The 13,612-nt window shown below is 56.7% G+C and carries 12 protein-coding genes; 2 read left to right on the top strand and 10 right to left on the bottom strand.

Annotation, left to right across the window (positions count from 1 at the left end):
• Positions 1-44 precede the first annotated feature (44 nt).
• Complete coding sequence (locus FHW66_RS15270) at positions 45-1,133, bottom strand: porin (RefSeq protein ID WP_183380680.1); 1,089 nt, start codon at positions 1,131-1,133, stop codon at positions 45-47.
• Positions 1,134-1,654: 521 nt separating this feature from the next.
• Here FHW66_RS15270 and FHW66_RS15275 point away from each other — a divergent pair.
• Together FHW66_RS15275 and FHW66_RS15280 are read left to right on the top strand one after the other, a co-directional pair.
• Positions 1,655-2,416, top strand: a complete 762-nt coding sequence (locus tag FHW66_RS15275) for a GntR family transcriptional regulator (RefSeq protein ID WP_255459001.1) — start codon at positions 1,655-1,657, stop codon at positions 2,414-2,416.
• 78 nt (positions 2,417-2,494) lie between these two features.
• A complete protein-coding gene (locus tag FHW66_RS15280; protein WP_183380681.1) occupies positions 2,495-2,773 on the top strand; it encodes a DUF427 domain-containing protein in 279 nt (92 codons plus the stop codon).
• Between the two features lie 17 nt (positions 2,774-2,790).
• Here FHW66_RS15280 and yghU read toward each other — a convergent pair whose 3' ends face one another.
• The 9 genes from yghU to FHW66_RS15325 all read right to left on the bottom strand — a co-directional run bounded on the left by yghU (position 2,791) and on the right by FHW66_RS15325 (position 13,600).
• Complete coding sequence (yghU, locus tag FHW66_RS15285) at positions 2,791-3,669, bottom strand: glutathione-dependent disulfide-bond oxidoreductase (RefSeq protein ID WP_183380682.1); 879 nt, start codon at positions 3,667-3,669, stop codon at positions 2,791-2,793.
• A 75-nt stretch (positions 3,670-3,744) separates the two neighbouring features.
• Positions 3,745-4,956, bottom strand: a complete 1,212-nt coding sequence (locus tag FHW66_RS15290) for an FAD-binding oxidoreductase (protein ID WP_183380810.1) — start codon at positions 4,954-4,956, stop codon at positions 3,745-3,747.
• Between the two features lie 14 nt (positions 4,957-4,970).
• Entirely contained in the window at positions 4,971-6,398 is a 1,428-nt protein-coding gene (locus FHW66_RS15295) for an NAD(P)/FAD-dependent oxidoreductase (RefSeq protein WP_183380683.1), read from the bottom strand.
• Positions 6,380-6,715 carry a (2Fe-2S)-binding protein gene (locus tag FHW66_RS15300; protein ID WP_183380684.1) on the bottom strand — a complete coding sequence of 112 codons (336 nt, stop codon included), beginning with the start codon at positions 6,713-6,715 and terminating at the stop codon, positions 6,380-6,382. The genes FHW66_RS15295 and FHW66_RS15300 overlap by 19 nt, the downstream gene beginning before the upstream one ends.
• Positions 6,712-8,616, bottom strand: coding sequence for an ABC transporter ATP-binding protein (locus FHW66_RS15305; RefSeq protein WP_183380685.1), 1,905 nt, complete (start codon positions 8,614-8,616; stop codon positions 6,712-6,714). The genes FHW66_RS15300 and FHW66_RS15305 overlap by 4 nt, the downstream gene beginning before the upstream one ends.
• A gap of 4 nt (positions 8,617-8,620) precedes the next feature.
• Positions 8,621-9,553 carry an ABC transporter permease gene (locus FHW66_RS15310; protein WP_183380686.1) on the bottom strand — a complete coding sequence of 311 codons (933 nt, stop codon included), beginning with the start codon at positions 9,551-9,553 and terminating at the stop codon, positions 8,621-8,623.
• Positions 9,550-10,506 (bottom strand): ABC transporter permease, encoded by a 957-nt coding sequence (locus FHW66_RS15315; RefSeq protein WP_183380687.1) that lies wholly within the window; start codon positions 10,504-10,506, stop codon positions 9,550-9,552. Before FHW66_RS15315 ends, FHW66_RS15310 begins: the two co-directional genes overlap by 4 nt.
• A 70-nt stretch (positions 10,507-10,576) precedes the next feature.
• Positions 10,577-12,109: an ABC transporter substrate-binding protein gene (locus FHW66_RS15320; protein WP_370543478.1), complete on the bottom strand. Its 1,533-nt coding sequence runs from the start codon at positions 12,107-12,109 to the stop codon at positions 10,577-10,579.
• A 219-nt stretch (positions 12,110-12,328) separates the two neighbouring features.
• The gene (locus tag FHW66_RS15325; RefSeq protein WP_183380689.1) at positions 12,329-13,600 is read right to left on the bottom strand and encodes an FAD-binding oxidoreductase; all 1,272 of its coding nucleotides are present in this window, start codon (positions 13,598-13,600) and stop codon (positions 12,329-12,331) included.
• Positions 13,601-13,612: the final 12 nt, after the last annotated feature.

A 13,612-nucleotide genomic window follows, 5' to 3' on the forward strand; every position in this document is an offset into this window, starting at 1 on the left:
GCTTGACAGGCAAACTTCATGCCGTGTCAGATACTGCGTGGTAGTCAGAACGTATGGCGTACACCCAGCGCCAGTGACATCTGGTGCTGGTTGGCATAACCGCCGCCGACGGTGCCGGAGCTGGTATTGACCAAGGCTTCGGTGGCACCATCGCCGTTGCGCAAATAGGCCAGATTCATGATCAGGCTGGTGCGCTTGGACAAGCTGTAAATCCCCAGTAGACGATAAACTTTGGTGTCATTGGAGAAGGTAGTGTTACGGCGATACAGCACATCAGCCGAGCCGGTAAAGGCCGGGATGAAGGTGTAATCGACACCGGCTTCCACGGCATAGGCCTTGCTGGCTGGTTGCGAGCTGATCGACTGGAAGGTGCCAGGGCCGGAGATATCGCTATATGCTGCGCCAAGCCGGGCCTTGAAGTTGCCAACGGTATAGCTGCCACCGAGTGTGGTGAGCTTGAGGTCATTGCCGAGGCTGGCGACACTGGCGCTGCCATCCTGTTCATGGTCATAGCTCAATGCCACGTAGACCGGTCCCTGGTTGTACTTCACCGCGGCGTTATAGAGCTGGCCCGTCTTGACACTACCTGCGGCCTCGCCAAAACCGACCATGAAGCCTGCCTGCACACCACCTGCCTCTGGCGACACATATTTCACGGTGTTGTTATAGATTTCGCTGACGGCATCAAACTCAGAGAATTTGAACACCGAGCCGGAGTTATAGCCGCCCTTGAAGACACTGCCGACTAACCAGTCATCGTTGAAGTTCCATTGCTTGCCGGCGGTGAGCGTGCCCGAATTGCTTTGCAGCCCCACCAGCGAATTGCGCGAGAACAGATCGCCACTGGACGACATCGTGCCGTTGCCCGGGTTGAAACCTGCCTGCAGGTTAAAGATGGCGCTGAGACCGCCACCTAGATCTTCCTTGCCAGAAAAGCCGATGTTGGAGACGCCTAGAATACTGTTGGTCACACCAACCGTGTTCTGGTGACCGGTGCCGGTATTGTTGGAGTACGCCAGGCCGGTATCGATCACCCCAGAGATGGTGATTGAGGATTGTGCACAAGCTGCTCCGCTTGCGCCCAGCAAACCAAGCAAAATGCCTGCTGTGCCGAGGGTAGTGATGGTACGCATGATTTTCCTTTTCTTATCCGATAGCGATGATGATTCGGCCTCCCAACCGCGCCATATCTGATTGTTAATTAAGCGTGCTACTGACATCGACTTCTTGAAGAACAGATTTGCAGTGATAACAATTTGATTTTGGATTGTGCACAATCACGGTTTTGCAATAAGCTAAAACCGTGCCAGCCGTGCTTTTTTCGGGAAATTACGATGAAACCCCGCTGCTGACGGATTGAGGTGGGGTGTTGTTGAGATGACCAAGCGTGGGACAGCACAAGGAGGCTTGCTTACATGCCTATTGTGCGCAAATCATTTTAATGATTGTGCACAATAATAGTGATCATGCTTTCTGTTGGTGCGTCATTTCGTCTTTACCAGAGGCGAATACTGCGGAGAGATGCTGTGCGTGCAGCCAGCTGAAGACTTATACTGTGGCCTATTGATCAAGTTAACCAGTACAAGGCAGTTCACACAAACTATGCGTCGATTGAGCACAATAAGGTCATCTTCTTTCACGTTGCGGGGCCTGGATGAGCGAATCTAAGGTGCGACGGAGCAAAGCGGCTGAAGTCGAGCATGCCGATAAAGCCGAACGTCACGACGAGCTGAGTAACGAAGCCGTCGATGCCCGTATCTACACGGCAATCATTGACGCCATCCTGGAACACAAGCTGCCGCCCGGTACCAGACTGGTTGAGGCACCATTATGTGAAGCCTTTGGCGTGACCCGTGGTACCTTGCGGCGGGTCTTTGTCAAACTGGCACACGAGCGTGTCATTGAGCTGCAGCCCAATCGTGGCGCCATCATCGCATTGCATGACATTGATGAAGCCCGGGAAGTCTTTGAGGCTCGCGTGATTCTCGAAGTCGGTTCCGTCAAAGGACTGGCCGCCAAGGCTGGCAACAAAAGTCGTGCCTTTACCGAGCTGCGCGAGATGATTCAGCGCGAACATGCGCTGCGCGAAGACGGTAACTGGCGCGACTGGATTCGTCTCTCTGGTGAATTCCATATCAAGCTGGCCGAAGTCAACCAGAACGACATCGTCAGTGGTTACCTGCGCACCTTGATCGCACGTACCTCCTTACTGATCGGCCTGTATGAAAAACCGAAGCGCAACAGCTGCTCCGCCGACGAGCACGTTGCGATTCTGGATGCGATTGAACAAGGGCAGCCAGCACTGGCTGCCAGATTGATGGAACATCATCTGGGCGAATATGCGATGGGGTTGCTTGACGAACCATCGCAGCCGGTCGAAATTGATTTCGGGAAATTATTTGCGCCGGTCAAGTAGTGACCGTGTGCCCACTGATGCAGCAAGCTGCTGGCCGGACATTCCCGGACCAGGGTAGTCACTGTAGGGAGGGTAGCAATGAAAGCCATCTGGAATAACACGGTCATTGCCGAGAGCGACGATACCGTGCTGGTCGAAGGAAATCATTATTTTCCCGAGAGTGCGCTTAAGCGAGAATTGGTGACCGCCAGCAGTCACAAGACCATTTGCCCGTGGAAGGGAGAGGCCAGTTACTACTCGCTGCTGGTCAATGGCGAAGTGAATCAGGATGCCGTCTGGTACTACCCCGATCCCAAACCAGAAGCGGCCAGTATCAAGCACCGGGTCGCCTTCTGGAAGGGAGTCAAGGTCAGCTAGCTGGCTAGCTGACTTCTCTAGCTGGCTGTAGCCGTCAGCTTATCCTGCGTTTTGGTCTCAAAATCGCTGGCATCATGGCGCTCGAGCAGTTGCTCGGCCGGGGTGCCGCTGGTTCGGTTGACCATGCGCCCACGCTTGACCGCTGGTCGTGCATAAATCTCGTCGGCCCAGCGTTGTACATGCTGGTATTCGTGCACGCTCAAAAACTCCGCAGCGCCGTAGTTCCAGCCTTTAACGAGTCCACCGTACCAAGGGAAGACGGCGATATCGGCGATGCTGTATTCATCTCCGGCGAGGAAGCGATGCTTGGCCAGATGTTGGTTGAGTACGTCCAGCTGGCGCTTGACTTCCATCGCAAAGCGATCGATCGCGTATTCGATCTTGGTCGGTGCATACGTATAGAAGTGACCAAAGCCGCCACCCAGATAGGGGGCGCTACCCATTTGCCAGAACAGCCAGTTCAAGGCTTCGGTGCGGGCTGCGCTGTCCTTGGGCAGGAAGGCACCGAATTTCTCTGCCAGATACAACAGGATCGAACCTGACTCAAATACCCGCACAGGTGCTGCGCCACTGTAGTCGAGCAGTGCCGGAATCTTGGAATTAGGATTGATGTCCACAAAGCCGGAGCCAAACTGATCGCCATTGCCGATGCGGATCAGCCAGGCATCGTACTCAGCACCGGTGTGACCGAGTGCCAGTAATTCTTCCAGCAAAATCGTGACCTTGACGCCGTTCGGTGTACCTTGCGAATACAGTTGCAGCGGATGTTTGCCGCGCGGCAGTTCCTTGTCATGCGTGGCGCCGGCAACCGGACGATTGGTACTGGCAAAGGTGCCACCGTTGGGTTTGGTCCAGGTCCAGACGGCGGGCGGTGTGTAGCTTGGCGTATCGGCCATGGTGGGCTCCGTGTAGGTGTAACGTCGAGCCTTTGATTATAGCTTTTGAGGAAAAAACGTGATGGCCGGTCCCGATTATCGCTGCAGGGCGCGTGCCACGAAATCCTCGCGGAAAAACCGTCGAATCGAAAACGCTTCAATCGGCGTTACCGTGCTGCCGGTATCAATCAACTCGGCCATCACATCACCCACCCCCGGTCCAAGCTGGAAGCCTGCGCCGCAGAAGCCAAATGCATAATGCAGACCCGGTTCTTTGGTGCTGGTGCCCATGATCGGCAAATCGTCCGGCAGGTAACTTTCAATGCCCGACCATACCCGCAGCAGATTTAACTGACGCAAGGCAGGGGCGATACGTTGCAGCTGGTAGAGCTGGTTGAGCGTGTTTTCAGGACGCACATAGGCGCGTTTGAGATCAGGATAGGCCGGCCCGCGATTGCCACCACCGAAAATGATATTGCCGCGCGGGATCTGGCGGAAGTACAGCGTTTCCAGATCGTTAGAGGCAGAGACGCCGATTACGGTTTTCAAACCATAGGGAACCGGTTCGGTCACGCCCATTTGTGGCCCGTGGGCGACCAGATTGACTGACTCGCCAAAACTGCTCGATAACCTGTTAGCCCACGCTCCGGCAGCAATCAATACGGCAGGCGCACGGAAGACCCTGCCATCGGTGGCGGTAGCGCGAAAGTCTTCACCATCTTTTTCGACCTCGTCGACTTCGGTATTTTCAAAAATCTGTGCGCCTGCGCGCGCTGCAGCTCGACCAAAGGCGGGCGCTGCCAGTCGCGGATTGGCATGGCCGTCTAATGGCGAGTAGGATCCACCACCGATTTGCGGACCAAGGAACGGAAAGCGCTCACGCAATTGCTTGCCGCTAAAAATTTCTAGATCGAGCCCAAGCTCTCGCGCGCGCAGGGCGTAGTCTTCAAACATCCCTAGTCGCTCAGTGCCATAGCAGACCCGCATATGACCGGAAGGGAGAAACTCGACATCTTCACCAATCAGCTGCGGCAGTTTTCGCCAGATGTCCAGTGAGCGGTTTGCCAGTGGAATCTGCAGCAGATTGCGTCCCTGCCGCCGGACGTTACCAAAATTGGTCCCACTAGCTTGTTGACCCAGCAAACCGCGTTCCAGCAGGATCACCGAGCGGCCGCGTTGGCGCAGGAAAAAGGCTGCTGCACTACCCATGATGCCACCACCGACAATGATCACATCGGCCTGATATTGAGCAGCCGAGACAATCGTGGCAACACGGCCTGCATCATTGATTATTGCGTTGCCATTCATTGCAGAGACGCTACTCATTGTGGTTCCTCAACGATACTGAATGCCAGCGGCTTGACTGGCGCCTGGGTACGCAAGCGGCCGACGTCCGCGACCGGGCAGCCAATGGCAGCGGCAATGACCTCAGCACCGGCATGCCCGCAATAGCGTCCCTGACAACGGCCCATGCCGACCCGGCTGAAAGCCTTGGCACGATTGGCCTCTTGCGCGCCCTTGTGATGGACGACTTCACGCAGCTCTCCCGCCGTGATGCCCTCGCAACGGCAGACGATGGCACTATCGGGCAGGCTGGCAGCCTGTTGCGCCGGCCACGGAAAGGCTTGCTGCAGCCCGAGACGGAACTGTTCCATGGCAGCTTGTTCCTGATGCAGCTGTGCCAGCTGCTCGACCGCAACAGGCGCTGCCTGATTGCTCTTGGAGGTACTTCGTAAGTCTGCCAGCGCAGCCAGTGCAGCCAGTCGTCCGGCATTTTCGGCGGCATCGGCGCCACGGATGCGTGCACCATCACCGGCCAGATAAACCCCCGGTACCGAGCTACGGCCATCAGCGTCAACTCGTGGTAGCCATTGGCGTGAAGCCTCATCAAATACAAATTCACAACGTGCCAGATCGGCCAGCTGGGTTTCGGCACGCAAGTGATAACCCATGGCGACTGCATCGCAGCTGAGGGCATGTTCGCGACCGTCAGCGCTGCGATAGCGTACACCTTGTACCCCTGACTCCGGGGTGCCTTCGATCTGCACTGGGGTGATTCCGCGCTGGATATCGACACCGGCTCGCCGGATTGCATTGAGCAAGAATAGCCCCTTAAACAAGACACCCGGGCGCGCCAGCAACTTCGGTAGTGCGCGCCATTGCAAGCGGAACGGTGAGGTATCCAGCACTGCTGCCACATTGGCACCAGCCTTGCTGTATTGACTGGCGACCAGATAGAGCAGCGGACCGCTTCCCATGAAGACGACCTTGCGACCGACCGAGACTGCCTGTGACTTCAGGGCGACCTGTGCTGCACCAAGCGAGTAGGTCCCCGCATACTGCCAGCCGGGTGTGGGCATCAGCCGGTCGGTGGCACCGGTACAGAGCACCAGAATGTCGTAGGCCAATGCGCTGGCACGTGGTGCGCGCTCCTGTTGCATTTGTTGCATCTGATGCATCAGATGCACCCGTCCTTCGCTGATGTTCCAGGCCAGGGTTTGCGGATGGTAGTTGACCTTGTCGCGCAGCTGATCAAAGCAGTCATGCAAGGCCTGGGCACGATTGGCTTCCGTGCCATACAGCTGTGGATAGGAACGACTGAAGTTGTCGGGCTGACGGCGGTAGATCTGACCACCGTCGCGCCGTCCTTCATCAATGATGGTCGGCCTCAGTCCGGCAGCGACAAACGTTTCAGCGCAGCGCACACCGGCCGGGCCTGCGCCGATGATGACTATGCGAGGTTGGGCCATGTCAGCTCCAGCGTGTTGGTTGTGACATCCATGCCAGCTTCGACCTGGGTTGCGCAGGCGCGCAGACGCTGACCCGCAGTATTCCAGACCCAGCAGTCCTGGCAGGCACCCATGAGGCAGAATCCGGCGCGCTTTTCGCTGCCAAACTCGGAGCGGCGCACGTAGTCGCCGTGCATGAGCATGGCAGTGAGCAAGGTATCGCCTTGCAGCGCAGTCACTTCTCGTCCGTCAAGTCTGAAACGGATCTCGGTGCGCTGGGTTTCATCAAGCCGGACCATGCGCGCAGCGGGCAGCGATGTCAGGGGGGGCGAACTCATATGGTGACTCCTTCGACGGGGACCAGTGCCTGTTGTATACGTTGCAGATCGGCATCGGACCGATGACATAGAATTTCTCCACCATGCTCCATATTGCGGCGACGTGGCGGCACGACGTTGCACACGCCATCAATACGCAGTGCACAGCGTGGCAGGAAGGTACAGATATCGGGTGAGGTGGATACCTCGCCAATGGCAGGCAGCTCTTGTGGCGTACGGCCACTGGCCTGCTCCAGCCAGCCTTGACGCAGCGCCGGCACGGATGACAGCAACAGATGCGAATAGGGATGGTAAGGCGGTGCCATCATTGCTTCACGCGGGCGCTTGGCGACCATATGGCCGGCGTACAGCACGACAATGTCATCACAGATTGCGCGCACGGTACTGATGTCATGGCTGATGAACATGTAGGACACGCCAAGCTCACGACGCAGCTGTGCCAGCAGTTCCAGAATCCCAGCGGCGACTACGGTGTCGAGTGCGGAGGTGACTTCATCGCACAGAATCAGATCCGGTTCAGCAGCCAGTGCACGGGCCAGATTGGCACGTTGCTTCTGACCACCGGAGAGTTCGCCGGGCAGACGATCAGCGACGCTGGCCGGGAGTTGCACCAGATCCAGCAATTGCAGCATGCGCCGTCGCATGGCCTGACCGGACAGGCCATGGTAGAAGGCCAGTGGCCGGCTCAGGATACGGCCGATCGTATGCGCCGGATTGAGCGCGGTATCGGCATTCTGGAACACGATCTGAATCCGTCGGAACTGCTCCCGCGTGCGACCTGCCAGCGTTGGTGACAGCGGTACGCCATCCAGCGAAATCGATCCGCGGGCAGGTGCAATCATGCCCGCCACCGCACGCGCCAGCGTCGTCTTGCCGGAGCCGGATTCACCAATGACGCCGATGGTGGTGCCACAGGCAATGGTCAGATTGATGTCATCGAGAATACGGACACCTGGCAAGCCCTTGTTGTCGGGGCTGCCGTAACCAGCGATCAGACCGCGAATCCTCAGCAAGGGCTCTTTTTCAGCTTGCTCAAGCACATCAGAAGAGAGCACTGCCGGTGCTAATTCTGCCAGTTGCAGAGCCGGTGTAGCAGCGGCTAGCAGGCTCTGTGTGTAGGCATTGGCAGGAGTAGTCAGAATTTGTCCGGTGTCACCGACTTCCCGCACTGCACCGTCACGCAGGACGATGATGCGATCCGCCATCTGTGCCACTACGGCCAGATCATGGGAGACATAAACAGCGGTAGTACCGATTTCCTTGACCACATGTTTGAATGCACGCAGCACCTCGATCTGGGTGGTGACATCCAGTGCCGTCGTCGGCTCATCCAGGATCACCAGCTCAGGATCGGTAATCAATGCCATCGCCGCCATCAGACGCTGTAACTGACCACCCGAGACCTGATGTGGATAGCGCTCGCCGATATGCTCAGGGTCCGGCAACGCCAACGAACGAAACAGCTTGATTGCCTTGGCCTCTGCCTGCTCGCGCGACAGGGTCTTGTGAATCAGTGCGCTCTCGATCACCTGTTCCATCAGAGTCCGTGACGGATTAAACGCCGAGGCAGCACTTTGCGCGATATAGGCAACATCGCGCCCACGCATGCCGCACAGCTCGCCGTGACTGAGTGCAAGAACATCACGTTGCCCAATACGCACACTGCCGCCAACAATCCGGCAGCCGCTGCGGGCATAGCCCATCAGCGAGAGCGCGATGGTGGTCTTGCCGGAGCCCGATTCACCGATCAGGGCAAGTACTTCGCCTCGCGCCAACGAAAAATCAACATCCTTGACGATCACGGTGTCACTGCCATCATCCTTGCTGGCAACCACACGCAAGCCCTTTACCTCCACCAGCGTGGCCCCGGTCTGGCCATGATCTTTGTCGCAATGGTTCATGGCATTATTCCTTTCTGGCGCGTTTGCCGCGCAGATTGTCGATCAGCAGATTGACACCAATGGTCAGGGTGGCAATGGCCAGTGCCGGCATAATCACGGCTACGGAACCATCACCGAGACCAGAAATATTTTCACGTACCAGCGAGCCCCAGTCGGCATCTGGTGGCTGTACCCCCAGACTCAGAAAGCTCAGGCCACTGAGCAGCAGCACCACAAAGACAAAGCGCAGCCCGAAGTCGGCCAGTACCGGACGGATCATGTTGGGCAGCATCTCCACACAGGTGATGTAGAACACGCCTTCACCGCGTGCTTTGGCAGCCTGAACGTATTCCATGGCTTGCACATTGACCGCCAGCGAGCGTGCCATCCGGTATGCACCTGGCATATAGGTCAACGCGGCTGTCAGGATCAGTAACCAGACCGAGGAACCGAACGATGCCACCATCATCAGCGCAAACATCTTGCTGGGGATGGAGATCAATGCATCCAGAATCCGGCTGAGGACGTCATCGATCCAGCCGCCCGCAAGCGCTGCAAACAGCGCCAGCGTCGTGCCGACTGTACTGGCCATGACGGTCGCTGCCAGTGCCAGCCCGATTGTGTAGCGCGTGCCGAACAGGATGCGACTGAGCATGTCACGTCCCAGATAGTCGGTGCCAAGCCAGAAATGACTGCTCATCCCGCCGAAGACATCGTTATCAACAATGGCACTGGCATCAAAGGGAGAAATACTGGGGCCGAACACCGCCATCAATAGCCAGAAGCACACAATCGCGAGTCCCAGCATGCTTAATCTGGAGCGACCGTGCGGCTTGCGATACGGGGTTGTTACGGTTGCCGTAGTGTTGGCAAGGTTAAGTGGTGCAACGGTATCGACGGCGTTCTCTACCTTGTCCGCTGCAGCAGAATCAACGGTGTTGTGTGCGGGAGCGTTCATCGGTTTCTCAATCTTGGATTGGAGATAATGGCAAGCAGGTCGGCGACCAGTACCAGTAGCAGATAACCTGCACAGAAAATCATGGCACAGGCTTGAACTAAAGGCATGTCGCGGGTAGTGACGGCATCGACCATCAGTGTCGAGATGCCGGGATAATTGAAAATCGACTCCACAATGATGACCCCACCGAGGAGATACGACAGGCTCATTGCCACCGCATTAGCGATCGGGCCAACCGCATTGGGTAACGCATGACGCAACACGATGCGGGTCGAACTGGCGCCTTTGAGCAACGCCATCTCAACATAGGGCGCACGCAGTTGATCGATCACGGCGGCGCGTGTCATGCGTGCCATTTGCGCCACGATGACGCAGCACAGCGTCATCACCGGCATGGCGTAGGCTTTCAGAAAATCTGCGATCCCGTTGATATCGGAGGTATGCGACAACGCCGACAGCCAGCGCAGCTTGACCGCAAAGATCATCACCGCAATGGTGGCCACCAGAAACTCTGGTACTGACACCATCATCACTGCACCGACGTTGACACAGCGGTCTAGCAGCGAGCCGCGATACATGGCTGAAGCAATTCCCAGCAACAAGGCGATCGGTACCGATACAGCGGCGGTGACACCGGCCAGTAGCAACGAAGAAGGTAAGCGTCCGGCAATCATTTGCGCCACCGGTGAATTATTCACCAGTGACATACCAGGGTCGCCCGAGAGCATACCGCTGAGCCAGTTGGCATAACGCAATGGCAAGGGCAAGTCGAGCCCAAACTGATGCCGCAATGCGGCCACGGTTTCTGGCGTAGCAGCTTGACCCAGCGCAGTCTGCGCGGCGTCACCCGGTAACAGGTTGGTAATCAGGAAAACGGCAATTGACACCAGCAGCAAGGTCAGTGCTCCCAGTGCCAGGCGTCGCAGGATAAGTCGCAAGACCATACTGTTCATTTCAATCCTTTCTGCCCATCTCACCGGCAACGGGTAGCGTGCCGGTGAGATAGTGTGGAGCGACTACACGTCAGGCTTCCAGCCAGACGTATTCAGCACAGGTGTAGTTCATGAAGGCACCCAATGGAATTGGCTGGATGCCTTTGATTTTGCTATTAATGCCTTCCAGATTGGTGATAAAGACTGGAATGCCGATGCCACATTTTTCATGGACCAGTGTTTGCATATCGGCGTACAACTTCTTGCGCTTGTCAAAGTCGGTTTCGCCACGTGAAGCTACCAGCAGCTGATCGAACTGGGCGTTCTTCCAGCCAGATTCGTTCCATTGTGCGTCCGACTTGAAGAACTGGGTGAACAGAATATCGGCACTCGGACGCGGATTGATATTACCGAATCCCAGCGGCACCTTCATCCATTGATTGGACCAGTAGCCGTCGGCAGGCAAACGCTTGACGTCGAGTTTGAGGCCGATCTTTTGTGCGGACTGTTGCATCAGCAAGGCAATGTCGACCGAACCAGTTGCGGCAACGGAGGCAACCAGCGGAATGGTGCTGCCAATGACGCCTGCCTTTTGCAGATGGAATTTCGCCTTGTCCGGATCATAGGGACGTTGCGGCAGACCAGCAAAGAAGAAGCGATTGGTCGGATCGATTGGCTGATCGTTGGCGACGACCGCATAACCACGGAAGGCAGCAGCCTTGATCTGTTCACGATCCATCAGATACTTCATACCCAGCGTGAAATCCATGCTATTGCCGGGTACAACATCCTGACGGATCACCAGGTCGCTATAGAGGCCCGACTTGGTTTCCAGCACCGAGTAACCGGCGGTGGATTTGATCCGCGTGGTGGAGCGAGGATTGAGTTCGTTGATCCAGTGCACATCACCAGAGAGCAGCGCATTGACGCGCGCAGCTTCATCCGGAATGCCGAACAGTTCGATTTCATCCAGATAAGGCTTGCCGGATTTCCAGTATTCCTCATTGCGTACGGCGATGGTACGCACACCCGGGGTGAACTCTTTGCATTTGAATGCGCCGGTACCGTTGGCGGTTGTGAAGTTGGTGGTGCCATCCTTGATGATCAGGAATTGCGCCGTTGCCAGAATCACCGGTAAGTCCGCGTTAGGGCCGGTCAACTTGATCTGTACTTCGTTGGGGCCAATGGCCTTGACGGAGTCGAACTGATCAGCAATCACTTTGACCTTGGAGGCCGTTGCCGGATCTTTGTGGCGCATCAGAGAGTACACCACGTCAGCCGGGGTAAGTGGCTTGCCATCATGGAAGCGGATTCCGCTGCGCAGCTTGACGACCCATACCGTAGCGTCATTGGTCAGCATCGACTCGGCCAGTACCATCTCCGGTGCCAGCTTGGTATCAAGCGAGGTCAGACCGTTGTAGAACATGTGCGCCCGCGTGTAGTCGGTGGAGTGTGCGGTCTTGGCAGGGTCGAGCGTATCCGAAGTGGCGCTGGACTGGGTGGCGATTCTGATTTTGCCGCCGCGACGCGGTGTTGCTGTTTGTGCCTGTGCACTACCAGCAATGGTGAGCAAACCAGTTGACGTCGCGCCCAGCAGACTGCCTGCCAGCACGGTACGCATCATGTCACGGCGGCTAAAACCGGCCCGGACATTTTCGATTGATTCGCCAACGATCAATTGGTCGCCTGCGGGGTTTTGCTCAATTTTATTCTTACTCATGAAAAGCCTCACCTAAGAAATTCAATCACCTGAATCACCAGCCGCTACACCGGTGGACTATATCAATGCAATTTACATGCCGTCACGACCTGCAAAATTTACTGCCATTCAAATCAAATCAACTTAACTTAACTTGTCACGCAAGGTGTAATAGGCACCCACCAATGGCAGGAACCAAGGCTTGCCAACATGTCCAGGGATGGGTGGCCAGGCGTTTTCCCATGGCTGCAGTGATGGCTTTCCACACAGGGTATTGGCCATCTGCTGACCAAGATGGACCGACATCTGTACACCATGACCGCTATAGCCAAGTGCATAAAAAAGGCCCTTGTGCTGCCCTGCACGTGGCAACCGATCTGCCGACATATCGACTGAGCCGCCCCAGCAATAATCGATGCGCACTTCACGCAGGGCAGGGAACATTGCCACCATGGCAGCACGCAGAATCACGCCGCTTTTTTCATCCGAACGCGGATTGGACATGGCAAAGCGGGCTCTTCCACCGAACAGCAAACGGTTGTCTGGCGTGAGTCGGAAGTAATTGCCAATGTTTTTGGAGGTCACATAATTGCGCCCCCCCGGAAACAGCTGGTCGATCAATGATTGCGGCAATACCTCGGTGACAATGATGAAACTGCCAACAGGAATCAGGCGACGTCGGAAGTAAGCCAATGGTCCTGTCGCACAGCCGCCGGTAGCCAGCAGAACTTGACTGGCCTTGATGTTGCCTTTGCTGGTCTGTACCTCATAGGCTTGACCAGCAATCTGCCGCAGCCCGGTCAGTGGCGTGTACTCATGAATCTGCGCGCCCAGACGCGCGGCGGCATGTGCCAGTCCGACACCAAACTTGCCGACGTGAAGCTGGGCGCTGTTTTTCTGTAGCAGACCGCCGAAGAAGGGACCGTTGATTTCACTCCCCATTTCTTGCGCAGGAACCATTTCCAGATGGGGGTCGATCTCCGCAGCCAGTTCCCGATAGACTTGCTCAAGCTTGCCGTAATGCTCTGGCTTGGCTGCCAGCTTGAGCTTGCCGCAACGGGTGAAGTCACAGTCAATGTGTTGCTCTGCAACGATGCTTGCCACCGTTTCCACTGCATCCAGATAGGACTGGTACATGGCACGTGCGCGCTCCCGGCCGATCTCGGCTGCCAGTGCAGCAAAGTCATGCGCCAGTCCACCGTTGCACTGGCCGCCATTACGTCCGGAAGCCTCGCCGATAACACGATCAGCTTCCAGCACCACGACCGACCGGTTTTGCTGACGCAGCCGTAATGCTGCCGACAGGCCGGTAAAGCCACCACCCACGACTACCACGTCCACTTCTGTGGGCAATGGCGTGATGGCTGCACCATCAAATGATGGTGCGGTATCGAGCCAATAGGATTGCAGCTTCATGGTGCCTGCTCC

Source organism: Herbaspirillum sp. Sphag64, from assembly GCF_014192645.1.
Taxonomy (GTDB): domain Bacteria; phylum Pseudomonadota; class Gammaproteobacteria; order Burkholderiales; family Burkholderiaceae_D; genus Herbaspirillum.

Coding starts and splice junctions, on each gene's coding strand:
- FHW66_RS15305 (WP_183380685.1), bottom strand. CDS start 8,616: ATGAACCATTGCGACAAAGATCATGGCCAGACCGGGGCCACGCTGGTG.
- FHW66_RS15280 (WP_183380681.1), top strand. CDS start 2,495: ATGAAAGCCATCTGGAATAACACGGTCATTGCCGAGAGCGACGATACC.
- FHW66_RS15320 (WP_370543478.1), bottom strand. CDS start 12,109: ATGATGCGTACCGTGCTGGCAGGCAGTCTGCTGGGCGCGACGTCAACT.
- FHW66_RS15310 (WP_183380686.1), bottom strand. CDS start 9,553: ATGAACGCTCCCGCACACAACACCGTTGATTCTGCTGCAGCGGACAAG.
- FHW66_RS15300 (WP_183380684.1), bottom strand. CDS start 6,715: ATGAGTTCGCCCCCCCTGACATCGCTGCCCGCTGCGCGCATGGTCCGG.
- FHW66_RS15270 (WP_183380680.1), bottom strand. CDS start 1,133: ATGCGTACCATCACTACCCTCGGCACAGCAGGCATTTTGCTTGGTTTG.
- FHW66_RS15290 (WP_183380810.1), bottom strand. CDS start 4,956: ATGAATGGCAACGCAATAATCAATGATGCAGGCCGTGTTGCCACGATT.
- FHW66_RS15275 (WP_255459001.1), top strand. CDS start 1,655: ATGAGCGAATCTAAGGTGCGACGGAGCAAAGCGGCTGAAGTCGAGCAT.
- FHW66_RS15295 (WP_183380683.1), bottom strand. CDS start 6,398: ATGGCCCAACCTCGCATAGTCATCATCGGCGCAGGCCCGGCCGGTGTG.
- FHW66_RS15325 (WP_183380689.1), bottom strand. CDS start 13,600: ATGAAGCTGCAATCCTATTGGCTCGATACCGCACCATCATTTGATGGT.
- FHW66_RS15315 (WP_183380687.1), bottom strand. CDS start 10,506: ATGAACAGTATGGTCTTGCGACTTATCCTGCGACGCCTGGCACTGGGA.
- yghU (WP_183380682.1), bottom strand. CDS start 3,669: ATGGCCGATACGCCAAGCTACACACCGCCCGCCGTCTGGACCTGGACC.